This window comes from Proteiniphilum sp., from assembly GCF_034331125.1.
GTDB lineage: Bacteria > Bacteroidota > Bacteroidia > Bacteroidales > Dysgonomonadaceae > Proteiniphilum > Proteiniphilum saccharofermentans.
In genome coordinates, this window is the sequence record NZ_JAXQGC010000049.1 from 23,510 (window position 1) to 46,104 (window position 22,595).

Here is a 22,595-nt window from a genome sequence, read left to right on the forward strand (position 1 = left end):
CTTCTTAGTTTTGTTCTTGTTCTTCTTTCTTGAATGTATCTACCACAATCGTCACGTGATTGGAGCGTTTGCGAATCCTGTATCCGCGTCCCTGCGGTGCAGGACGAAGTCTCTTCAGCGTAGCACCTTCATCCACGGATATGGTCTTAATATACAATTCGCCGGTTTCGGCTTTACGTTCGTTCTTCTGTTCCCAGTTAGCGATGGCCGAGAGCAACAGTTTCTCAACCTTGCCCGATGCCTCTTTGTTGGAGAATTTCAAAACGCCCAGTGCTTTAAACACTTCCATGCCGCGTACCATATCTGCTACATAACGCATTTTACGGGGCGAACTGGGAACGTTTTTCAACACCGCGAAAGAAACCTCTTTACGCTCTTGTTTTCTTTGTTCGGCTGATATTCTTTTTCTAGCACTCATCTCTTTTTCTGTTTTTTATTTCGTTAAGCGCCCTGATCTTATTTCTTGCGGTTGCCTGCATGGCCGCGGAATGTGCGGGTCACGGCAAATTCGCCAAGCTTATGTCCCACCATGTTTTCCGTGATATATACAGGAATGAATTTATTCCCGTTGTGTACGGCAATGGTGTGTCCCACAAAATCAGGTGATATCATCGAAGCGCGCGCCCAGGTCTTGATTACGGTTTTCTTGCCGCTCTCATTCATGGCGTTCACTTTTTTCTCTAATTTCAGATTGATATACGGACCCTTCTTTAATGATCTGCTCATAGTTGTTTATTAATTAATCAGATTACTTCTTTTTTCTTCTCTCTACGATGTATTTCGAAGAATGTTTTTTAGGCGCTCTTGTTTTCAAGCCCTTTGCGTATAAGCCTTTGGCTGATCTGGGATGGCCTCCCGACGCGCGACCTTCTCCACCACCCATCGGGTGATCGACCGGGTTTTTCACCACACCACGGGTGCGGGGACGACGTCCGAGCCAACGAGAACGGCCGGCTTTACCTGATTGTTCCAGAGCATGGTCCGAATTACCAACACTTCCAATAGTAGCTTTACATGCCGACAAAATTTTGCGAACTTCACCGGAAGGCATCTTGATAATCGCGTATTTATCTTCGCGGGATACCAATTGTGCAAACGTTCCGGCAGAGCGTGCCATCTTTGCCCCTTGTCCCGGACGCAATTCAATGTTATGAATTACCGTACCGATGGGAATAACCGACAAGGGGAGTGCATTTCCAACTTCAGGAGCCGCTGACGGCCCCGACATCACTGAGGTTCCTACTTCAAGGCCGTTGGGCGCGAGGATATACGTTTTCACTCCGTCGGCATAATACAGCAACGCGATGCGTGCCGAACGGTTGGGATCGTACTCTATGCTTTTTACTACGGCCGGGATACCATCTTTTGTTCTCTTGAAATCGATAACCCTGAAACGTCTCTTGTGTCCGCCACCAATATATCCCACGGTCATCTTACCCTGGTTATTACGGCCGCCCGACGCTCTCTTACCAACTACAAGAGATTTCTCCGGTACACTTGCAGTGATCTTTTCAAATGAACCGATAATCTTGTGTCTTTGCCCCGGTGTTGTGGGCTTTAATTTACGTATTGCCATTACTTTTAGATATTGCTAAATAAATCGATTGTTTCACCTTTCTTCAAGGTGACGATTGCTTTCTTGTATGAAGAGGTACGTCCCTGCACAACGCCCGATTTTGTATACCGGCTTCTCAGCTTACCATCATACTTCATCGTATTCACGCTTTCCACATGTACATTATAAAGCGCTTCAACGGCATTTTTAATTTCAACCTTATTAGCAGAAGGCTCCACAATAAAACCGTAACGGTTCTCGAATTTATCCGTTAATGCGGTTTGTTTCTCTGTGAATATGGGTTTTACTATTACACTCATTTCTATTCTCCTTATGCTTTAAACAGGTTATCAATTACAGCTACCGATGATTCCATCATCACCAGACTGGCGCAATCCATAATTTTGTATGTATTTATGTCAGAAGCTGTTACCACATTGATACCGCCCAAATTTCGGGCCGACAAATATACGTTTTTATTTTGATTCGGCAAAATGAAAAGTAGCTTTTTATCAGCGAGTTGCAGATTCTTTGTCAACTCCACGAACTGCTTGGTCTTAGGGGTATCAAAAGTGAAATCTTCCACCACTACGATGGCGTTGTTTTTCGCCTTCAGTGAGAGGGCCGATTTACGTGCCAATGCTTTCACCTTTTTATTTACCTTGAAGCTGTAATCACGCGGTTTGGGGCCAAATACACGGCCTCCACCTACCAGCACGGGCGATTTGATATCACCGCGACGGGCACCACCGCTACCTTTCTGACGGATCAGCTTGCGCGTACTTCCTGCAATTTCACTTCTCTCTTTCGATTTGTGCGTACCTTGACGCCGGTTGGCCATATATTGCTTTACATCCAACCAGATAACATGGTCATTGGGTTCAATCCCGAAAATGGAATCGTCGAGTGTCACCTTCTTGTCTGTTACCTCTCCTTTGATATTATATACGCTTAATTCCATTTTATTTCTCTATTGCTACGATTGAACCTTTACTTCCCGGAATAGAACCTTTTATAAGCAAAAGATTGTGTTCGGGAATTACTTTGATCACCTGCAGGTTCTGAACGGTTACCCGCTCGTTACCCATCTGTCCGGCCATACGGGTTCCCTTGAATACTTTCGCGGGATAGGAACATGCCCCGATTGACCCGGGAGCACGCAACCTGTTGTGCTGACCGTGAGTCGACTGGCCTACACCACCGAAACCGTGGCGTTTCACTACTCCCTGGAATCCTTTTCCTTTCGATTTCCCGATCACGTCTACATAGACGGTATCATTGAAAAGATCTACTTTGATCTCGGATCCGGCTTTGTACTCGTTTCCAAAACCTTTGAACTCGGCCAAGTGTCTCTTGGGGCTTACTCCGGCTTTCTTAAAATGCCCTTTCTCAGCGTTGGGGGTATGCTTGTCTTTCTTGTCTTCAAACCCGAGCTGAATAGCATCGTAACCGTCTTTTTCAACGGTCTTCACCTGAGTCACCACGCAAGGACCTGCTTCGATAACAGTGCATGGGATATTTTTCCCCTCGGCACTGAAAACGGATGTCATTCCGATTTTTCTTCCTAATAATCCTGGCATTTCTCTCGTTTTTAATTTATTAATTCAAGATTGGACTACGTCCATTTTCTGTCGTCACTCGGCATAATACAAACTCATTTGTTTCTGCGCTCGTTCCTAAGAAAATTCAAGATTCAAAATTCAAGATTTGTAATTTCACGATTTCGAGATTTCACGATTTCATCTTGAATCTTAATTCTTCACTATTAATTCTTAGTTTTTAGTTCTTCACTATCAGACTTTGATTTCTACTTCCACACCACTGGGCAACTCAAGTTTCATCAGGGCATCTACGGTTTTGGCCGTTGAGCTGTAGATATCGATGAGTCTCTTGAAAGAGGCCAGTTCGAACTGCTCGCGCGACTTCTTGTTGACGAACGTGGAGCGGTTCACGGTAAAAATACGCTTGTGCGTAGGCAACGGAATTGGACCACTTACCACTGCACCCGTAGCTTTTACGGTTTTTACGATCTTCTCGGCAGACTTGTCCACCAGGCTGTAATCGTAAGACTTCAGTTTAATTCTGATTTTTTGGCTCATAAAATATGTTGCGTAAAATGTTTATTACTTGATCAAATCTACACGGCCTTTCACTTCCGTCAATACCTGTCTTGCAATAGAAGAAGAAACCTCTTCAAAGTGCGAGAACGACATAGTGGATGTGGCGCGTCCCGAAGTGATGGTACGCAAAGAGGTTACGTAACCGAACATTTCAGACATCGGCGTTTTGGCTTTCACCACACGTGCCCCGGAACGGTTCGATTCCATCCCTTCCACTTGTCCGCGACGCTTGTTCAGGTCGGAAATCACATCACCCATGCTTTCTTCGGGGGTCACCACCTCTACTTTCATGATCGGCTCGAGCAATACCGGACCTGCTTTTTCTGCTGCAGATTTGAAAGCCTGCATAGCACAGATCTCGAACGAGAGCTGATCGGAGTCTACCGGGTGATACGAACCGTCGATCACTGTCACTTTCAGTTTATCCAACGCGTAACCGGCAAGTACACCGTTTTTCATTGCACGCTGGAATCCTTTCTGGATAGAGGGGATATATTCTTTCGGAATGTTACCACCCTTCACTTCATCTACAAACTGCAATTCGCCTTCGAAATCCTTGTCGGCCGGTTCCACACGCACGATCATATCGGCATACTTACCACGACCACCGGTCTGTTTCTTATAGGTTTCACGCAATTCAACCGGTTTGGTGATGGCTTCCTTGTAAGATACCTGCGGACGACCCTGGTTGGCTTCTACCTTGAACTCACGTTTCAAACGGTCGATAATAATCTCCAGGTGAAGTTCACCCATACCTGAGATCACAGTCTGTCCCGTATCTTCATCAGTTTTCACAGTAAAGGTAGGATCTTCTTCCGCCAGCTTAGCCAGCCCGGTGGAAAGTTTGTCCAAATCCTTCTGCGTTTTGGGTTCTACCGCGATGCCGATCACCGGATCCGGGAAATCGATCGCTTCCAGGATAATGGGATGATTTTCGTCGCAAAGGGTATCTCCCGTGCGGATATCTTTAAAACCTACACCGGCACCGATATCTCCGGTTCCGATAAAGTCTTTAGGATTCTGTTTGTTGGAATGCATCTGGAAGAGACGTGAGATACGCTCTTTCTTGCCGGAACGGGTGTTGTACACATATGAACCGGCATCGAGTTCTCCCGAATAAACACGGAAGAAGCAAAGACGGCCTACATAGGGGTCGGTTGCGATCTTAAAAGCCAATGCACACATTGGTTCCGACGGATCGGGATGACGTACCAGTTCTTTGTCCGGATCTCTCGGATCTGTACCGGTAATAGCCTCTGTATCGACCGGGCTGGGCAGGTAAGCACAAACAGCATCGAGCAATGTCTGTACCCCTTTGTTCTTGAAGGATGATCCGCAAATCATAGGATTGATCTGCATTGCCAGCGTACCTTTTCTGATAGCTGCCCTGATCTCATCTTCAGTAATAGTAGAAGGATCGTCGAAATATTTCTCCATCAACTGGTCGTCGCACTCTGCCACGATTTCAAGCATCTTCTCACGCCACTCGTTGGCTTCATCCAGCAAATCGGCGGGGATATCCACTACATCGTAGTCGGCTCCCATAGTTTCATCGTGCCAGTAGAGCGCTTTCATAGTAACCAGGTCGACCACTCCCTTGAAAGTCTCTTCCGATCCGATAGGTATCTGGATGGGACATGCCGTGGCGCCCAACATCTCTTTTACCTGACGTACCACGTCAAAGAAATTAGCACCCGAACGGTCCATCTTGTTGACGTAACCTACACGGGGCACCTTATATTTGTCTGCCTGACGCCACACAGTCTCCGACTGCGGCTCCACGCCACCTACGGCGCAAAACGCAGCAACCGCTCCGTCGAGTACACGCAGCGAACGTTCTACCTCTACGGTGAAGTCAACGTGTCCCGGGGTGTCAATCAGATTGATTTTATATGTTTTGTCATCATATTTCCAGCTCGTGGTGGTAGCAGCGGAAGTAATGGTGATACCACGCTCCTGCTCCTGTTCCATCCAGTCCATGGTCGCGGCGCCGTCATGCACCTCCCCGATCTTGTGCGTCAACCCCGTATAAAACAGGATACGCTCGGAGGTGGTAGTCTTGCCGGCATCGATGTGAGCCATGATACCAATGTTACGAGTGAATTGTAATGCTTCTTTTGAACCCTTAGCCATCTTTTTTACCTTCTATCTAAATTAAAATCTGAAATGGGCAAAAGCACGGTTCGCCTCTGCCATTCTGTGCATATCTTCTTTACGTTTGTAAGCACCACCCTGGTTGTTGTAAGCATCTACAATTTCGGCAGCCAACTTATCAGCCATCGTCTTTCCTCCTCTTTTGCGAGCATAAAGAATGAGGTTCTTCATTGAAACGGATTCTTTTCTTTCCGGTCTGATTTCAGTAGGAACCTGGAATGTAGCTCCGCCCACACGGCGAGACTTTACTTCCACTTGGGGGGTTATATTATCGAGAGCGGCTTTCCATATCTCGAGAGCCGGTTTTTCTTCATTCGGCAATTTAGCCTTTACATTCTCCAATGCGGTATAGAATATATCGTAGGAGATACTTTTCTTACCGTCATACATAAGGTGGTTAACAAACTTTGTCACCCTTACATCACCATAAACAGGATCAGGAAGAACCTGTCTTTTTTTAGGTTTAGTTTTTCTCATTGCTTAAAAAATTTGTGTTGTTTGGTTGCCTTTGCAAAGTCTTCAACAAACTCCTCCGAATTTATTTACTCAACCCTTCATAAAATAGCGTATCCCAAAAATTCAACAGCGATTCGACATTTTTTAATTATTTTTTCTTACCTGCTACAGCCGGTTTAGCGCCCGGTTTAGGCCGTTTAGCCCCGTACTTCGATCTTCTTTGGGTACGACCGTTTACGCCGGCAGTATCCAAAGTACCACGCACAATGTGATAACGCACACCTGGAAGGTCTTTCACACGTCCTCCACGCACCAGCACGATAGAGTGCTCTTGCAGGTTGTGTCCTTCTCCCGGGATGTATGCATTCACTTCCTTCGAGTTGGTCAAACGTACACGAGCCACCTTTCTCATTGCCGAGTTTGGTTTTTTCGGAGTAGTGGTATACACTCTCACACAAACACCACGACGCTGCGGACAAGAGTCCAGAGCAGGCGATTTGCTTTTCTCCGTAAGTGTGGTACGTCCTTTTCTTACTAATTGTTGAATTGTAGGCATCTTCTGCTTTCTTTTTTCTATTTCAGTTTTTTAATAATTAACTGTCTCACTTGCCTTTCACGTTATGGCATAATATTAATACCTTGATTATCATCCAATAACCATTCCTTTCACATGAAAAACGGCACAAAATTACAAATAATCAATCAGATGTGCAAGTGTTTCTTTAAGTTTTTGAAAAAAATCAGTTCACCTGCAAACTGCAAACAGGGAAATATAGCAACAGGCAGCTAAACTCACGCTCGGCTGCCTGCTCATCGTTTAAATATAAAAAAGAAAAAAGTTATTTTAAAAAGACCATTAATGTATGTTTAAAAATCAGAAACATTATTTTTTGAGACATTATACTATTGGCTGATTAGTAGCCAATCATCGTCAGGGAAATTGTTGCCCGTTCCGTAGTGATCCCGACAATTTGGATATGGAATTGAAATCGATCTTTCCCGAAACAGTAATGATGGATAATTTCCCGTCATTATCGAGGGCGATGAGTATAAGATCCTGCCTTTCCTCTCCCTGCCTCTTTACCCAAACAGAGATCTTAGATCCCATTTCGCTTACAGAGACGGCCTCGTCATAATCATAGAATGACTCCTTGATCAGTTCATTTGCTTTTTTAAAATAATATTTAGAGTCCTCTACATTGTCGGAGTTTATCATACGAATGCTATTCAACTCTTTGAATGTATTCTTCAATTCCTCATCATCGCTATTAGCAGCCATCTTATCAAGCATTGTCCTACCGATGTTTATATTGCTTAGCGGCCTCTCGTCTTCAGCACATCTTTCCATAAATACCGACACAAAATTATCGGCGAAGAGGGCTCCCGGAAGAAGGAAGGAAAACATTATTCCTAATATTATTCTCATATTATTACCTTATTCTGACAAATTACTAATTACTAATGACAAATTACCACTGACTAATTACCACTGACTAATTACCACTGACTAATTACCACTGACTAATTACCAATTTTATTCTTTATTCTTAACTTTCCAGTTCTTCACTCTTCGCTCTCCACACTATCTATTTCAACCGGATTGTCTTTGTTTAATGAGTCGATGGCAATCCAATCAATATCCAGATCATCGATAAATTGGATGGTTTCCACCGAGGCCGTTTCACTTTTACGCAGTGCATGCGACAATTTCTCAAGTGCGTAAGCAGCATGTTGCATGGCAGCATTGGGGTCTTCGAATGTTTCCACAAACTGCGGGCGGTTATCCTGCTTGGAGATGAAGTAGAAACTTACACCCATCCCTACCACAAGTAAAACGGAGACCGCTATACGCAACAAAGGCCTAAAAATACGAATAGTGATATAGCGCTCTTTCCCTTCCCCTTCCACCCCGAAGGCATTCTGCAGCCTTTCGCTGAAACCGTCGCTCAGCGAAATGGACTGCTCATCCTTTATATAAGAAAAGAGAGGGACGTATTGCCGGAGTTCTTCAGGCACACTGTTGCCCGAGAAAAACGTTTGCAGTTCCTTCTCTTCCTGTACTGATGTTTCACAGTTCCAGTATTTTTCTAATAGACTATTTATCTTTTCACTATTCATCTTTTCACTATTCATCTTTATGATATACCGATAATATTTCTTTCATTTTTTGTCTTGCCCTGTGAAGGCTTATTTTCACCAGATCTTCACTGATAGCAAGCGCTTCAGCTATCTCCCGGTAACTCATCCCTTCGATCTCCCTAAGAGTGAAAACCAACCGTTGATTTTCCGAAAGCATTCCAATGCTCTGGTCAATGGCCGAGCGTTGTTCCTTTCTCTCCATTTCTGTATGCGGAGAACGATTGTCAACAAAAAAGAGATTCTCTTTTTCGGGATCGATCACTCCGGTTTTTCGGACAGCCATGGAAGCCAACCTATCCAGTGCCGTATTCTTGGTAACCCTGAAACAGTAAGCTTCGAGATTCTCTATATAATTCCATTCATCCCTCTTACTCCAGAGTTTCAGGAGCACATCCTGCAGGATATCCTCAGCCTCAGCCTGTTCTCTTACAATGCCGTATGCTAGCCTGAAGAGTTTGTCTTTCAGGGGGAGGATGACGGTATGGAAAGAATCAATGTTCATTGTATAATGACGGGCGAACCACCAAAAAGTTACAGGAGATTTGAAAAATTTATGCCTATTTGCTATTATTCAGGAATTGGTGTGCCAGCAAGACCGTGTTTTTCAGGTATTCATATTCCAATTCGAAGCACTCGGAGAAAATTTCGGTTCCCATATTATCTTCAATCTGTGAAGCTGTCCATAATTTTCCTCCTTGCAAATGCAGGCTGTTGAAAACCGCTTCATCTTCAATAACGGACACATAGAGAAATACCAGGCGTTTGGTTATTTCATTTTCAAATGTATATTTCAACAAAAAACGCAGAGGAATATCGTTACCCCCGCATTCTTTTCTGATACTATTCCGCAAAGTTTCATCCACTTTGTCGTTGAATTGCATATATTTCTCAAACGGATAATCCAGCTTTCCGGGATTCAACAGCCGGTCCTGATCCCGCGCCTGCAGGTAAATTCTTCCTTTGTAGATCAACGCCAGGCGAACCACCGGATGCATGAACTTATTCTTCAGGTTTTTGGTGATCGACTTCGCCACTTTCCCCGTCACATCTCCCTTTTCCGTCACCACGGGCAACCACTCTTCCTGAAACAATTTCTTATCAAGGATGTATAACCGGGCTGTTTCCATAATCATGATCACCAGCATGATAATCTGACACAATACCACCATGGCTGCACTACTCACAAAGCGCAGCTCTGCAGCATCGAAGAGGTAAAAAGCCAATACAAGAAGAAGATGGATCGATAATCCGTATTGCGTCTGAAAGGATACTCTCAGTGACTCTTTCAGATAATTCTTCAACATTATGTTACGCCCCTTTGCCACCCGGGTAATAATCTTCCCTCTCGAAAGGCGCATAATGATAAGGGATATCACAAAAATGATCTCCACAATGGCGAACCGGTTAAAGGGAGGCAATTTCGGGAAGACGGTAAAAGAGAATAATAATGCAACTGCAAATGTAATAATGGAAATATCATAGATAAGGCGGCTATACTTTTTTACTGCAATATATCCCGTTACAGACAATGCCAATGCAATTCCGGTAGCGATGCGGGAATCCACATACAATATCAGAATTGAAAAAATAAACATCGACATAAGTCCTAATGCCGGATTCCTTAATACTCTTTGCATAACCTTATTTCGCACACACACTATCTGAACGCACCCAATAATAACAACAAAACGGCCTTTTTGTTTAGACATAAAAACGTTCAATCCGATTAGGCGTTTTGAGTCGCCTTCGCTCCCCGATTGTTAATTGAGTCGCCTTCGCTCCCCGATTTTCAATTCTCGCAACGTCATATAATACAAACAAGATTGTCTTCTGTTCGTATTGCTTAACGAAAACGTTGCCGGACAGTTATAAACCATCCGGCAACAAATCCCTGAATAATTAACAAGAGATGGTTACTTCAAATTCTGTTTGAAATAACCGATCACCTTTTCATAAAGGTATTTCCTTGTATTTTCGCCTCTGATAGAATGATCTTTATCCGGAAAGAAAAACATGTCGAAATGTTTACCGGCCTCAATCAATGCACGCGAATATTCCACAGAGTTCTGAAAATGGACGTTATCATCAGCCGTACCGTGTACCAGCAAGAGATTACCTTCCAACCGGCCTGCAAGTGCAATAGGCGATCCATTATCGTATCCTTGTTTATTCTGCTGCGGCGTACGCATAAATCGCTCGGTGTAGATAGTATCATAGAAACGATAGTCGGTTACCGGCGCTATGGCCACTCCCGCTTTAAAGGTTCCGTTTCCACGACTCATACTCATCAGCACGGTGTATCCCCCGTAGCTCCATCCCCAAATACCAATACCCTTTGCATCGATATAAGGCAATGAGGCAAGGTAACGCGCAGCGGCAATCTGGTCGTCCGACTCTTTAATCCCCAAATTCATATAGGTACCCTTACGAAACTCTTCACCCCGTGCGCCTGTTCCCCTACCATCTACGCAAGCCACTATAATGCCTTCATTCAGCAATGCATAATACCAATCGGCACTATACCGGTCTAAGACTTGTTGCGAATTGGGGCCGCTGTACTGGATCATCACCACAGGATATTTTCGGGTAGGATCAAAATTATAGGGTTTCAATATCCATCCGTTCAGACGTGTTATACCATCGGCAGCCGTCACAGTAACATATTCTCTTTTGGGAAACTGAGCGGCCGCCACTTTGGCCCGGACTGACTGGTTATCTTCCAGAATGCGCAATTGCTTTCCATTTGCATCGTGCAAGGTAATCACAGTGGGGGTTTCAGCATCTGACCAGCGATTTACAAAATACTTGCCCTGTCCGCTGAAAGAGGCGCTGTTATATCCCCCCTGCTGCGACAATTTTTGGGGTTGCCCCTTGTTAATGTTCACCTTATATATATTGCGCCTTATGGGCGACTCATCGGCAGCTTCATAGAAGACCGTTTCCGTTTGCCCGTCCACGGCCAAAAGCGCTGTCACGTCGTAGTTACCGGTAGTAAGTTGTTTTTGCAGCGTACCTGAAAGACCGTAAATATAAATATGGCTATAACCATCTTTTTCTGATACGTAAATAAAACGGTCTTTTAAGAAATGGATCGAATTGAGCCATTCAGAATCGATATAATATTTATTCTCTTCCCTCAACACCAATTTTGAAACCGTGGAACGGGGGCTTGTAAAATACATGTCGAACCGGTTCTGGTCTCTGTTCAGTGTCATCACCGCCAATTGATCGGGATCGTGTGTGAACTTGATACGTGCTATATAACCATTTTCCTCCAGCGGCACATCCAAAGTGCGTGTGGTACGTGCCGCAATATCGAACACACGGCATTCCACAGTGGAATTACTCTCCCCCGCCTTGGGATATTTAAACCGATAAAAATCGGGATACAACTGCTTATTAAAAGTCTGGAAAGAAAATTCTTTCACAGCTGACTCGTCGGTGCGCACAAAAGCCAACAGATTGTTATCAGGCGAAAACTCCATCAGCCGGGTTATCCCGAACTCTTCCTCATATACCCAGTCGGTCGCCCCGTTGATTACTTTGTTCCATTCACCATCTTTTGTCACTTGCGATTCGGTATCAAAGTCGAACTTTGTCAGCCATATATTATTTTCTATCACGTAGGCAACCATTTTTCCATCAGGAGAAAAAGTAGGGATCATCTGTTTCGAGGGATGTTCCGAGAGCTTCCTCACCATGTTGCGACGTACGTCATGATAATAGTAATTGGCACGGAAGGAGTGGCGATAGACCTGTTCCCTGTCGCGGTATACCAGTACCCGGTTCTCATCGGGACTTACCAAAAATCCCTGAAAACTGTCGAAGGTGCAGTTTCGAGCCGTACGTGTGTTAAACAGGGTATCCACCGCTTCACCGGTGGCATATGCATATTTGATCACTGCCGTCTGCTGTGGGTCAGCCTGGTAATAATGCATTCCATCTTCCGACGATACCATCGGCCTTATACCACGGGGAAGGAATTCATTTCCCAACAGGTTTTCCAATGTAAAGTGCTGCGCAGATACCGTCACAACACTTGTCATCACAATAATTATTGTTAGTATAACCTTACAAAGAATTTTTTTCATCGATCTTGTCTTATAATTTAGAAATACAAATATAATCCATTTTAAAATATGGGATGTTGGATTTGAGGATTGATGATTATATTCAATTTCGACAAAGTTACGAAAATAGGGGCTCCTTTCACATATTTTTTTGTATTTTCGGCAAAAAATTCGGCAACAGTATTTGACTACGTCGATTTTGGCTCCGCCAAACGTTGTTTCAATTCATCATCAAATTATTGGATCGTTAAGTCATCCAATCAATTAAATCTCATTGCCACTACTTGTCCCGGTTTATCGGGACTGGCTGGCATATTGGCACACTAGCACATTAAATATATGGAATCAGAAGAAAAGAAAATTACAGAATTGCCCGAGAATGCATATCGGGAATTAAAACCGGGCGAAGAGTACAAGCCGGTACTTCCCTCTGACAGGCCGGTGACGGAAGTAACTCCATGGTCAATAGGGATGGGATTATTAATGGCAGTCATCTTTTCGGCTGCAGCAGCCTATTCAGGTTTGAAAATCGGCCAGGTTTTCGAGGCTGCCATCCCCATCTCCATCATTGCCGTAGGAGCATCAGCGGCATTCCGCCGAAAGAATGCGTTGGGACAGAATGTCATTATCCAGTCTATTGGGGCATCGTCGGGAGTGATTGTCGCCGGAGCGGTCTTCACTATTCCGGGGCTTTATATCCTGCAAGCCAAATATCCCGACATTCAGATCAACTTCTGGCAGATCTTTTTTTCATCGCTATTGGGAGGATTCCTGGGAATTCTCTTCCTTATCCCTTTCCGTAAGTATTTCGTAAAAGATATGCACGGGAAATTACCATTTCCTGAAGCTACGGCAACCACCGAGATACTGATGACCGGGGAAAAAGGTGGAAACAAAGCAAAATTATTGATCACCAGTGGACTTATCGGGGGATTATTCGATTTCTGTTTCTCTGCTTTCCGCCTTTGGAGTGAAGAGATTACCACACGTATTATCCCGGCCGGAGCCATGATGGCCGAAAAGTTCAAGATGGTGCTTAAATTCAACGTGAGCGCCCTCATTTTCAGTTTCGGATATCTGGTAGGATTACGTTTCGCGCTGATCATCGTTGTAGGTTCACTACTTTCCTGGCTGGTACTGATCCCGCTGGTAAATGAGATCGGTGCGTTGACGGCAGCCATGAGTGGTGGTGTCAATCCGTTTGTCGCCCTGTCGGCTGAAGCAATATTTGCAGAATATGTACGTCCGATCGGTATCGGTGCCATTGCAATGGCAGGTATTATCGGGATCATCAAATCGGCCGGTGTGATCGGCAGCGCTTTTAAACTGGCAGTCGGTAAGAAAGTGGCCACTGGTGCTGTGGGAACGGATATAAAGCGTACAAACCGGGACCTGAAGATGTCATTCGTGATGTTATTCCTGTTCCTCACGCTTATCGCCGTATTTATCTTTCTGCTCATCGGAGTAAAGATTACACTTATACAGGCCATTGTAGCCCTGATTGCCATCACCGTTATCTCATTCCTGTTCACCACCGTGGCTGCCAATGCCATTGCCATTGTGGGGACTAACCCTGTATCAGGAATGACGCTGATGACGTTGATCCTCTCATCGGTAATCCTTGTTGCCGTAGGCCTGGAAGGCTGGCAGGGAATGGTGAGCGGGCTGATCATTGGTGGCATTGTCTGTACTGCACTTTCTATGGCCGGGGGTTTTGTCACCGACCTGAAGATCGGTTACTGGATTGGGACTACCCCTGCAAAACAGGAATCGTACAAATTTCTCGGAACGCTTGTTTCTGCCGCCACTGTAGGTGCAGTAATCTTTATCCTGAATGAAGCATACGGCTTCGTAGCCACTCCTGAGCATCCGAACCCTATGGTAGCCCCGCAGGCCAATGCCATGGCTGCCATCATAGAACCGCTGATGACAGGAAGTGGTGTGAGTTGGATATTACTAGGTATCGGCGCAGTGATCGCTATCCTTGTGAACTGGCTTGGTGTATCGCCCCTGGCATTTGCACTCGGCATGTTTATCCCCCTCCAGTTGAATACTCCACTTATCGTAGGAGGACTGCTAAACCACTGGATCAATAAAAAAGGTGCCGACAAACAGTTGACCAATGCACGCCATCAGCGTGCTATCCTGATATCTTCCGGATTCATCGCGGGTGCCGCTCTCTTTGGAGTATTAGGTGCACTCATCATATTCCTGACAGGGGATGGTGAAGCTCTTAATTCCAATCTATGGAGTAATCCTCACGGTACCGGTGCACAAATCGTGGCACTCATTGCTTTCATCGGACTGGTCGGCTATTTTGTTTGGGAAGCCAGACGCGCAAAAAGAGAGGATTAATTGATCCCGACAAGTCGGGACAAGTAGTGATGATTTAATGATGTGCCAATCCCGATAAACCGGGACAAGTAATTGATAATTGGTAATTAGTATTTGGTAATTGAAATTAATAGACAGATGACAAAAATTTTCCAACAAATAAAACCCATTTTATTTGGGTTACTTGCCCTTCCGGTCGTTTCCTGTATGCAGACACAGCAAAGCGACACTGAAAAAGATTTTACTCAATATGTAAACCCCTTTATAGGAACAGCCTTCACGGGACATACTTTCCCCGGCGCCACCTATCCGTTGGGTATGATGCAGCCGGGCCCGGAAACGGGTAATTTCTCATGGGAATACTGCTCCGGCTATTTCTATGACGATGAGCGCATCAACGGCTTTTCGCAGAACAGGCTGAACGGTACGGGGTGTGTCGATCTGGGCGACCTGCTGATGCAACCTTTCTCCGGTGAGAAACGCGACGACCTGAGCAGTAGTTTCGACAAGGCTACGGAAAAAGCTTCTCCCGGTTACTATGCGGTGGAGCTGGCCGATAACGAAGTAGGTGTGGAAATCACTACCGCCCCGCATGTGGCATTCCACCGCTACACTTTCGCCAAGGACAAACCGGCGAATTTGCTGGCCGACTTTCAAAGCGGGCTGGTATGGACGCAAGATAAACTCTTCACCCACGTACTCGATAATGAGGTCACTTTCGAGAACGACCGCCTTATTACCGGCTATACCCGCCGCACCGAATGGGTGGAACGCACTTACTATTTCGCTATCGAGTTCGACAAACCGATCCTCTCTTCGGAACAGCTCGAATCACGGGATCCACGGGAGAAGGCACCCCGCTATATCCTTACCTTCGACATACAGGACGATCCTACCCTGCAAATGAAGATCGCCATGTCCACCACAAGCGTTGAGGGTGCAAAGAAAAACCTTGCGGCAGAAGTAAGCGGATGGGATTTCGACGAAGTGCACCGGGACGCCAAAAAGGCCTGGAACAGCTATCTTTCACGGGTGGAGATAGAGGGGACGGAAGACGACAAGGTCAATTTCTACACTTCACTCTACCACCTCTATATCCAACCCAATAATATAGCCGATGTGGATGGCTGCTACGTGGGGCCTAACCGCGAGATCACACAGTCGCCCACCGGAAAGTTCTATTCCACCCTCTCACAGTGGGATACCTTCCGTGCCGCTTTTCCCATGTACACCATCCTCAGTCCGGAAATCATCGCCGACCTGGTAAATTCTATGGTCGATTACAGCAAACAGAAGGGGCATCTCCCCATCTGGACGCTAATGGGACAAGAGACCTTCACCATGATAGGCAACCACTCCATCCCCATGATCGTGGACGCTTACCTCAAAGGATTCGACGGATTCGACGCTGAGAAAGCCTACCGGGAGATCAAAAGATCGATTACCGAAAGCAGGCATTACAAATCAGGCTGGGAGATATATGATCAATACGGTTACTATCCCTACGACCTTATCAAAGTAGAGTCGGTTTCCCGTACGCTCGAATGCGGATTTGACGACTATGCCGCCGCACAGATGGCTAAAAAGTTAGGAAAGGCGGAAGACTACGAATTCTTTATGAAACGTGCCGGATATTACAGGAACTTATTTGATAACGAAACCAACACTATGCGCCCCAAAGATTCCAAAGGCGAATGGTTGTCTCCTTTCGATCCTTATGAGTTGGCGCACGCCGACTCACAGATCGGGGGTCATTACACGGAAGGCAACGCACTGCAATATACATGGCACGTGATGCAGGATATCCCCGGACTTATAGAACTAATGGGTGGAAAAGAGGCCGCAGGAAAGGTGCTCGACTACCTTTTCAACACCACACAGGAAACCACCGGTACTCTATCCGATGTTACCGGGTTGATCGGCCAGTACGCGCACGGCAACGAACCAAGCCATCACGTGGCTTATATCTATTCATTTCTCGACAGGCCGGAAGAAACTCAGCGGCTGATACGCCAGATTACCACCGATTTCTACCGGAACAAACCGGACGGGTTGATCGGTAACGACGACTGCGGACAGATGTCGGCATGGTATATGTTCTCCGCTATGGGTTTCTACCCCATGGATCCGGTGAGCGGCGAATTAATTATCGGCGCACCGCAGATTCCCAAAGCTACCATCAATACAGGCAACGGGAAATACTTCACCATGGAGGCGAAAAATCTTTCAGAAGAGAACATGTATGTAGAGAAGATAGAATTGAACGGGCAGCCGTATGATAAGAAATTTATTACGCATGAAGACATCACGAACGGTAGCACGTTAGTGTTTTATATGACAAACAGTCCGAAGAAATAGAAGAGAAAAGGTCTGGAACAGATATTACTAATTAATCAGAGAGGTGTATGATTACCATGCGCCTCTCTATTTTTTCACACAATCGGCACACAATCCTTCCACAACAACAAACACCTCCCTGGAGACAAAGCCTTTCGGTAACTCTGCGTCAAAGTGAGTGACGCCATCCAAACACAACACCTCGTCGCACTTCTCACAATGGAAATGGGAATGGAAATTGTCATCTTCATGATGATGCCTGTTCAGGGCATATTTCACCGTGTTGTCGTTCAACACAATCCGGTGGATAATACCCCGGTCTTCCAACGTCTTCAGGGTGCGGTACAGGGTAACCCTGTCGAACAGGTCAGGATATGACTCTTTCAACTCATTTTCCGACATCGCCACTTCGCTTTTCAGCAGCTCGCCAAGAATATATTTCCTGCAACCGGTATTCTTCAGATCATGGGCATGTAAAATTTCTTCTACGGTCATAATGCAACAATACTTCAAATGATATTCTGCTACGAAAGTACTGTTATTTTAGAAACAAACCATATATTTTATGTAAAAAATATTCAACTGCATCATTGTTGCAATTGAATATTTTGTATATTTGCAGAGTTTTTCAATTTACAAATGACAGACAGATGCAGATTAAATTTTGCTTTTCCATATTAACCCTTGTTTTTTTGTGCGGAAAATCGGCGGCTCAACCGATAGGTTTACAAACGGTTACCGAACCAGACTACTTATCGTGGAATCCGCAGCAACCCGACACAATAGGCAATGTTATTCCGGAAGAGGAGAAAAGCCCTATAGAACTGGATGAAGTGGTCGTACGAGGCGACCGCACAAGAAATATCCAAATGAAGTCGGCACAGAATATTGTTCATGTCGATAAATCCTATATAGAAGATAACTTTTCGGGGAGCCTGATGCAAACCCTCGAAAAAATTCCGGGGATAAGGGCTATGACTATAGGATCCGGCCAGTCCAAACCCGCTATCCGTGGGCTTGGCTTTAACCGGATGATCGTGACAGAGAATGGTATAAAACATGAAGGCCAGCAATGGGGTGAAGACCATGGGCTGGAGATAGACCAGTTTTCGGTCGATGAAGTGGAGATTGTAAAAGGGCCGGGGTCGCTCTTATATGGTTCAGATGCTATTGGCGGAGTAATCCAGTTGCGTAACAACTATATTCCCACAGAAAAGGCAGAGGGCAATATCAACCTATACGGCAGGAACAACAACGAGTCGGCAGGTGTTTCGGGGCAAGTTGGCGGCAAAATCAACAAATGGTACTATAAAATCAATGCTACTTATATGGATTATGCAGATTATAAAGTACCTGCCGACAGCATACAGTATTACTCTTACTATATTCAATTAAAAAAACGTCGTCTACGCAATACCGCCGGAAGAGACCGGAATGCGGGGTTTACATTGGGTTATTTGGGAGAAAATTTCCGGTCCCACCTACTAGTCTCGAACATTAATTCCCGAAGCGGGTTCTTTGCCGATGCACACGGATTGGAAGTGAGGCTATCCGATATAGATTACGACAGGTCTACTAGGGATATAGACCTACCCTATCACTCGGTCAATCATTTCAAGTTAGTCAATAATTTGGCATGGCGCATCGGGAATATTACCTGGGAAGGGAATATCGCGTTTCAGAACAACCTCAGGAAAGAGTTCTCCGAACCGGTATCGCACGGCTATATGCCTGTTCCTCCCGATGCTTTGGAACGTCAATTCGACAAAAACACCTATACCGCATCTACCCTGCTCAGGATGCCGGTGAAGGACCGGTTGAGCTTTCAGGGTGGACTATCCATAGAACATCAGCATAACAAAAGAGGGGGATGGGGTTTTGTAATTCCCGATTTTCGTACTACCAGTATGGGATTCTTTGTTTATGGACGATACCATATCTCTGATAACTTAATTATCAGTTCGGGTGTACGTGCCGACAAAGTAAAAATAGATATCGATAGCTACCGGGACTGGTACCAGACACCGGATGGACAAGGTAACCCGGTATATAAGGAACGGGCTGCCGACCTGCGGAAAAAGTTCGACAGTTTCACCTGGTCTGCCGGATTGAATTACCAACAAGGCGCATGGATGTTAAAAGCCAATATAGGCAAGAGCTTTCGTGCACCGACACCGAAAGAATTGGGTTCAGACGGGGTGAATTACCACATATTCAGGTATGAGAAGGGAAATAACAGCCTGAAAGCGGAAGAGTCGTATCAGGCAGATATGGGTATCAGTTGGCAAAACAACCTGCTAACAGTCCGGTTGGAACCTTTCCTCAACTACTTTCCCAATTATATCTACCTGAATCCCACGCCTGAATATTACGAAGGACTACAAATGTATCATTATGCACAGGCACGAGTGATCCGCTACGGTTTTGAGACAGATGTACAATTACAACTTACCCGGCAGATTACTTTGGGAATACAATCGGAATACTTATATGCGGAACAGCTCTCAGGAGATAAAAAAGGGTATTCCCTTCCTTTTTCGCCTCCCTGGTCAGCCAATTTCAGTATCGGTTACCGGCCCGGCAAAGGATTTCTCGGCACCGACGGTGACATACTGCTGGAATACAAAATAACGGGGACTCAAAACAGGATCGTGCCCCCGGAAGAAAAGACTGAAGGTTACCAACTGCTGAACTTATCATTAGGGCGCAGCTGGCAATTAAACGATAACAACATAAAATTCCGGTTGCAGGTACAAAACCTGCTGGACAAAAGATATTACGACCATACCGGTTTCTACCGGTTGATCGATATACCCGAACCGGGAAGAAATATTTCGGCAATGTTGGGATTTACTTTTTAAAAAAACAGCAACGATGAATAGCCCGGTAAAACTTCGTTTTGCCGGATTGTTAAGCAATCATCATTTATATAAACCATTAAAAAATTATCCGTATGAAACGAGCATTTAATTCATTACACCCGGGAACATGATTGAAAGCGAGTTCCATACACCATAGTGTAAACAAATAAATTAAATCGTATGAAAAGAAAATTATTTTTGGGAGTGATACTCCTTCTCAGTGCCAACGTACTGTTTTTCTCGTCCTGCGAGGATGATAACGATAAGCCTTTGGCGCCTAGCGTCAAGATTACCGAACTGGGGTCGGGGCATGACAGCCCGAACGACAAAATAGGGTATGCTGGTTCAGATATCCATATTAACGCCGAGATCACAGCTGAAGGGTTAATTGAAAGCATCACGCTAGAAGTTCATCAGGAGGACGGAGATTTCGAATTTCACGAAGTATATACTGATGCCAAAGGGCTAAAAAGCACCACCCTGCATAAGCACATTGATATCCCTGCCGAAGCACCGGAAGGTGAATATCATCTGCATCTGGTTGTGAGAGACCAGGAGGGACAGACAGGCATGGCAGAATCCGAACTGATTATAAAACCGGCATCCGAAAACGATGACGACGGACACGACCATGATGACGAGCATGACCACGACCATAATCACTAATAGAGAAATTGAGGGTGTATCACAATATGTGATTTCACCCTCTCTTTAATCCCCTCTGTCCGGAAATAATCTCAAACAACTTATTTTCAGCAATTAAATTCCTATTTTGAGACCACTTTATAATTTAAAAAGAAAATATATGATCCGAAAAGCATTATTTTGTCTGACTGCCCTTTTGTTGCTACTTTCATGCGGTCAGGAAGATGATCACGATATGGAAAAACCGGAGATCGACATGAGCGGGGCATCGGCTTTTCCTTTGACCTGCGATGTAGTATATAGGGGAGAAAGTTTTATATTTAAAGCATTCTTCACCGATAACCGGGAGTTAGGAAATTATAATATTGAAATCCATAACAATTTCGACCATCATTCACACAGCACCGATGATGTGGACTGTGAACCGGATGAAAAGAAAACACCGGTCAATCCGTTTATCTATAATGAGAGTTTCCGAATCCCTGACGGAATGGTCTCCTACCAAGCTGAAAGCAGTATCCATGTTCCCGACGATGTGGATACCGGTGATTATCATTTTATGATACGCCTGACCGACAAATCGGGTTGGCAACAACTGAAAGCTGTCGGTATAAAAGTAAGAGACCGGAATTAATGTCGAAAAAAAAGCGGATTTATCTCCTGTTTTTATTGTTGCAGGGATTTATAAAACCGCAACTCACCGACTAACCGTTCTATCTCCGATTGCAACGATCGCACCCTGTCCAACATATGGCGAAGTGCATCAATCCCTGCCACATTGATATCCATCTCGTAATGCCACCGGATGAATTGTTCCAGGTCGGAAAGGTCGTCGTATTCTATAAACCGGTCGTCGTCCTGATCGATCACATGGATTAATCCCACATCCCGCAGCGACTCAATGAATGATTCTTCTACCTCGTAAATCCTCAGGCATTCGCTGTATAGTAATCTGTTTCCACTCATTGTTTCCTGATTTTTGATAATTGGGTAAATAGTTCTTTCTCCTTATCCGAAAGATGTTCAGGCAGATGCACCTTCAACGTCACGTATAAATCGCCAAACCGTCCCTCTTTCTTATACAGGGGAAACCCTTTGCCTTTCAACCGTAGTTTGGCATTAGGCTGGGTACCGGGTTTAATGGTCATTTTCACCTGCCCGTCGAGCGTATCGATCATTGTTTCGCCCCCAAGCACAGCGGTGTAAAGGTCGATCACAGCATCGGTATACAAATCATCCCCCAGGCGTTTAAAAGCAGGGTCATCCTCAATAATAAAAGTGATATAGAGGTCACCGTTCGGGCCACCGTTCACCCCGGGTTGACCGTATCCGGCCAGCTTGATCTTCTGTCCGTCAGCCACTCCTGCAGGAATGGTAATACGTACATTCTTTCCATTAATCGACAATGCCTGCTGATGCGTTTGCATGGCCTGACGAAGTGTCAGGCGCAATTCCGCCTGATAATCCGCACCTTTGAATTTATTACGGGTGCCGGCACCGCTTTGCCTCCGGCTAAACCCGCTGCCGAACATAGAGTGGAAAAAGTCTGAGAAGTCATCATCCGAAAAATCACCTTCTGTATAGAAAGTCTGTCCACCCTGGCCGCTCCACTGTTGTTGCCTGCTACTTTGCTGCCGATATTGCTGCTGTGCTTTTTCATACTCTTCGCCGTGCTTCCAGTTCTCACCGTACTTATCATATTTGGCGCGTTTCTCCGGATCACTCAGCACTTCATTGGCTTCATTGAGCTCCTGGAACTTCTTCTGTGCCTCCTTGTCGTTCGGGTTCAGGTCGGGATGTAACTTACGCGCCAGCTTGCGGTAAGCTTTCTTGATATCCTCAGCCGATGCATTCCTATCGACTCCCAGCATTTTGTAATAATCAATGTATGGCATTTTTTTCGTGTATTGAAAAACAGCCCTAC

General features: G+C 45.2%; 23 protein-coding genes. 5 read left to right on the forward strand and 18 right to left on the reverse strand.

The window, feature by feature from the left end; translation table 11 throughout:
* Window positions 1-4: 4 nt before the first annotated feature.
* From rplV to U2P89_RS12280, 15 genes are all read right to left on the reverse strand, one after another.
* Entirely contained in the window at window positions 5-418 is a 414-nt protein-coding gene (gene rplV / locus U2P89_RS12210) for a 50S ribosomal protein L22 (RefSeq protein WP_076929081.1), read from the reverse strand.
* A 38-nt stretch (window positions 419-456) separates the two neighbouring features.
* Complete coding sequence (rpsS, locus tag U2P89_RS12215) at window positions 457-726, reverse strand: 30S ribosomal protein S19 (RefSeq protein ID WP_019541336.1); 270 nt, start codon at window positions 724-726, stop codon at window positions 457-459.
* Window positions 727-748: 22 nt separating this feature from the next.
* The gene (gene rplB, locus U2P89_RS12220) at window positions 749-1,576 is read right to left on the reverse strand and encodes a 50S ribosomal protein L2 (RefSeq protein WP_322191515.1); all 828 of its coding nucleotides are present in this window, start codon (window positions 1,574-1,576) and stop codon (window positions 749-751) included.
* Window positions 1,577-1,581: 5 nt separating this feature from the next.
* A complete protein-coding gene (gene rplW, locus U2P89_RS12225) occupies window positions 1,582-1,875 on the reverse strand; it encodes a 50S ribosomal protein L23 (protein WP_076929077.1) in 294 nt (97 codons plus the stop codon).
* An 11-nt stretch (window positions 1,876-1,886) separates the two neighbouring features.
* Complete coding sequence (rplD, locus tag U2P89_RS12230) at window positions 1,887-2,516, reverse strand: 50S ribosomal protein L4 (RefSeq protein WP_076929075.1); 630 nt, start codon at window positions 2,514-2,516, stop codon at window positions 1,887-1,889.
* Window position 2,517: 1 nt separating this feature from the next.
* A complete protein-coding gene (rplC, locus tag U2P89_RS12235; protein WP_019541340.1) occupies window positions 2,518-3,135 on the reverse strand; it encodes a 50S ribosomal protein L3 in 618 nt (205 codons plus the stop codon).
* Window positions 3,136-3,348: 213 nt separating this feature from the next.
* A complete protein-coding gene (rpsJ, locus tag U2P89_RS12240) occupies window positions 3,349-3,654 on the reverse strand; it encodes a 30S ribosomal protein S10 (protein WP_019541341.1) in 306 nt (101 codons plus the stop codon).
* Window positions 3,655-3,678: 24 nt separating this feature from the next.
* Window positions 3,679-5,808, reverse strand: coding sequence for an elongation factor G (gene fusA / locus U2P89_RS12245; protein WP_322191516.1), 2,130 nt, complete (start codon window positions 5,806-5,808; stop codon window positions 3,679-3,681).
* A gap of 21 nt (window positions 5,809-5,829) precedes the next feature.
* Window positions 5,830-6,306, reverse strand: a complete 477-nt coding sequence (gene rpsG, locus U2P89_RS12250) for a 30S ribosomal protein S7 (RefSeq protein WP_322191517.1) — start codon at window positions 6,304-6,306, stop codon at window positions 5,830-5,832.
* A 127-nt stretch (window positions 6,307-6,433) separates the two neighbouring features.
* Complete coding sequence (rpsL, locus tag U2P89_RS12255; RefSeq protein WP_019541344.1) at window positions 6,434-6,841, reverse strand: 30S ribosomal protein S12; 408 nt, start codon at window positions 6,839-6,841, stop codon at window positions 6,434-6,436.
* Window positions 6,842-7,216: 375 nt separating this feature from the next.
* On the reverse strand, window positions 7,217-7,711 hold the full coding sequence (locus U2P89_RS12260; RefSeq protein ID WP_322191518.1) for a DUF4252 domain-containing protein: 495 nt from the start codon (window positions 7,709-7,711) through the stop codon (window positions 7,217-7,219).
* Window positions 7,712-7,848: 137 nt separating this feature from the next.
* Entirely contained in the window at window positions 7,849-8,418 is a 570-nt protein-coding gene (locus U2P89_RS12265; RefSeq protein ID WP_322191519.1) for a hypothetical protein, read from the reverse strand.
* Window positions 8,411-8,926 (reverse strand): RNA polymerase sigma factor, encoded by a 516-nt coding sequence (locus U2P89_RS12270; RefSeq protein WP_076929063.1) that lies wholly within the window; start codon window positions 8,924-8,926, stop codon window positions 8,411-8,413. The genes U2P89_RS12265 and U2P89_RS12270 overlap by 8 nt, the downstream gene beginning before the upstream one ends.
* Before the next feature lie 55 nt (window positions 8,927-8,981).
* A complete protein-coding gene (locus tag U2P89_RS12275) occupies window positions 8,982-10,061 on the reverse strand; it encodes a hypothetical protein (RefSeq protein WP_076929060.1) in 1,080 nt (359 codons plus the stop codon).
* Window positions 10,062-10,337: 276 nt separating this feature from the next.
* Window positions 10,338-12,515, reverse strand: a complete 2,178-nt coding sequence (locus U2P89_RS12280; RefSeq protein ID WP_416188636.1) for a S9 family peptidase — start codon at window positions 12,513-12,515, stop codon at window positions 10,338-10,340.
* Between the two features lie 318 nt (window positions 12,516-12,833).
* On the opposite strand from U2P89_RS12280, the gene U2P89_RS12285 reads away from it, so the two are divergent.
* Entirely contained in the window at window positions 12,834-14,849 is a 2,016-nt protein-coding gene (locus tag U2P89_RS12285) for an OPT family oligopeptide transporter (RefSeq protein WP_322191520.1), read from the forward strand.
* Between the two features lie 117 nt (window positions 14,850-14,966).
* Window positions 14,967-17,186: a GH92 family glycosyl hydrolase gene (locus tag U2P89_RS12290; RefSeq protein WP_322191521.1), complete on the forward strand. Its 2,220-nt coding sequence runs from the start codon at window positions 14,967-14,969 to the stop codon at window positions 17,184-17,186.
* A gap of 66 nt (window positions 17,187-17,252) precedes the next feature.
* Here the strand turns inward: U2P89_RS12290 and U2P89_RS12295 are convergent, their stop codons facing one another.
* A complete protein-coding gene (locus tag U2P89_RS12295; RefSeq protein ID WP_076929052.1) occupies window positions 17,253-17,660 on the reverse strand; it encodes a Fur family transcriptional regulator in 408 nt (135 codons plus the stop codon).
* A 155-nt stretch (window positions 17,661-17,815) separates the two neighbouring features.
* Between U2P89_RS12295 and U2P89_RS12300 the strand changes: the two genes are divergently transcribed.
* The 3 genes from U2P89_RS12300 to U2P89_RS12310 all read left to right on the forward strand — a co-directional run bounded on the left by U2P89_RS12300 (window position 17,816) and on the right by U2P89_RS12310 (window position 21,305).
* A complete protein-coding gene (locus U2P89_RS12300) occupies window positions 17,816-20,026 on the forward strand; it encodes a TonB-dependent receptor (protein ID WP_313381733.1) in 2,211 nt (736 codons plus the stop codon).
* A gap of 180 nt (window positions 20,027-20,206) precedes the next feature.
* Window positions 20,207-20,692, forward strand: coding sequence for a DUF4625 domain-containing protein (locus U2P89_RS12305; protein ID WP_091907078.1), 486 nt, complete (start codon window positions 20,207-20,209; stop codon window positions 20,690-20,692).
* A gap of 139 nt (window positions 20,693-20,831) precedes the next feature.
* Window positions 20,832-21,305: a DUF4625 domain-containing protein gene (locus U2P89_RS12310; RefSeq protein ID WP_076929048.1), complete on the forward strand. Its 474-nt coding sequence runs from the start codon at window positions 20,832-20,834 to the stop codon at window positions 21,303-21,305.
* 32 nt (window positions 21,306-21,337) lie between these two features.
* On the opposite strand, the gene U2P89_RS12315 is transcribed toward U2P89_RS12310, so the two are convergent.
* Both U2P89_RS12315 and U2P89_RS12320 read right to left on the reverse strand, forming a co-directional pair.
* Entirely contained in the window at window positions 21,338-21,637 is a 300-nt protein-coding gene (locus tag U2P89_RS12315) for a chaperone modulator CbpM (protein ID WP_076929045.1), read from the reverse strand.
* Window positions 21,634-22,566, reverse strand: a complete 933-nt coding sequence (locus U2P89_RS12320) for a DnaJ C-terminal domain-containing protein (protein WP_091907076.1) — start codon at window positions 22,564-22,566, stop codon at window positions 21,634-21,636. The genes U2P89_RS12315 and U2P89_RS12320 overlap by 4 nt, the downstream gene beginning before the upstream one ends.
* Between the last annotated feature and the right edge of the window lie 29 nt (window positions 22,567-22,595).

Coding starts and splice junctions, on each gene's coding strand:
- rplV (WP_076929081.1), bottom strand. CDS start 418: ATGAGTGCTAGAAAAAGAATATCAGCCGAACAAAGAAAACAAGAGCGT.
- rpsS (WP_019541336.1), bottom strand. CDS start 726: ATGAGCAGATCATTAAAGAAGGGTCCGTATATCAATCTGAAATTAGAG.
- rplB (WP_322191515.1), bottom strand. CDS start 1,576: ATGGCAATACGTAAATTAAAGCCCACAACACCGGGGCAAAGACACAAG.
- rplW (WP_076929077.1), bottom strand. CDS start 1,875: ATGAGTGTAATAGTAAAACCCATATTCACAGAGAAACAAACCGCATTA.
- rplD (WP_076929075.1), bottom strand. CDS start 2,516: ATGGAATTAAGCGTATATAATATCAAAGGAGAGGTAACAGACAAGAAG.
- rplC (WP_019541340.1), bottom strand. CDS start 3,135: ATGCCAGGATTATTAGGAAGAAAAATCGGAATGACATCCGTTTTCAGT.
- rpsJ (WP_019541341.1), bottom strand. CDS start 3,654: ATGAGCCAAAAAATCAGAATTAAACTGAAGTCTTACGATTACAGCCTG.
- fusA (WP_322191516.1), bottom strand. CDS start 5,808: ATGGCTAAGGGTTCAAAAGAAGCATTACAATTCACTCGTAACATTGGT.
- rpsG (WP_322191517.1), bottom strand. CDS start 6,306: ATGAGAAAAACTAAACCTAAAAAAAGACAGGTTCTTCCTGATCCTGTT.
- rpsL (WP_019541344.1), bottom strand. CDS start 6,841: ATGCCTACAATTCAACAATTAGTAAGAAAAGGACGTACCACACTTACG.
- U2P89_RS12260 (WP_322191518.1), bottom strand. CDS start 7,711: ATGAGAATAATATTAGGAATAATGTTTTCCTTCCTTCTTCCGGGAGCC.
- U2P89_RS12265 (WP_322191519.1), bottom strand. CDS start 8,418: ATGAATAGTGAAAAGATGAATAGTGAAAAGATAAATAGTCTATTAGAA.
- U2P89_RS12270 (WP_076929063.1), bottom strand. CDS start 8,926: ATGAACATTGATTCTTTCCATACCGTCATCCTCCCCCTGAAAGACAAA.
- U2P89_RS12275 (WP_076929060.1), bottom strand. CDS start 10,061: ATGCAAAGAGTATTAAGGAATCCGGCATTAGGACTTATGTCGATGTTT.
- U2P89_RS12280 (WP_416188636.1), bottom strand. CDS start 12,515: ATGAAAAAAATTCTTTGTAAGGTTATACTAACAATAATTATTGTGATG.
- U2P89_RS12285 (WP_322191520.1), top strand. CDS start 12,834: ATGGAATCAGAAGAAAAGAAAATTACAGAATTGCCCGAGAATGCATAT.
- U2P89_RS12290 (WP_322191521.1), top strand. CDS start 14,967: ATGACAAAAATTTTCCAACAAATAAAACCCATTTTATTTGGGTTACTT.
- U2P89_RS12295 (WP_076929052.1), bottom strand. CDS start 17,660: ATGACCGTAGAAGAAATTTTACATGCCCATGATCTGAAGAATACCGGT.
- U2P89_RS12300 (WP_313381733.1), top strand. CDS start 17,816: ATGCAGATTAAATTTTGCTTTTCCATATTAACCCTTGTTTTTTTGTGC.
- U2P89_RS12305 (WP_091907078.1), top strand. CDS start 20,207: ATGAAAAGAAAATTATTTTTGGGAGTGATACTCCTTCTCAGTGCCAAC.
- U2P89_RS12310 (WP_076929048.1), top strand. CDS start 20,832: ATGATCCGAAAAGCATTATTTTGTCTGACTGCCCTTTTGTTGCTACTT.
- U2P89_RS12315 (WP_076929045.1), bottom strand. CDS start 21,637: ATGAGTGGAAACAGATTACTATACAGCGAATGCCTGAGGATTTACGAG.
- U2P89_RS12320 (WP_091907076.1), bottom strand. CDS start 22,566: ATGCCATACATTGATTATTACAAAATGCTGGGAGTCGATAGGAATGCA.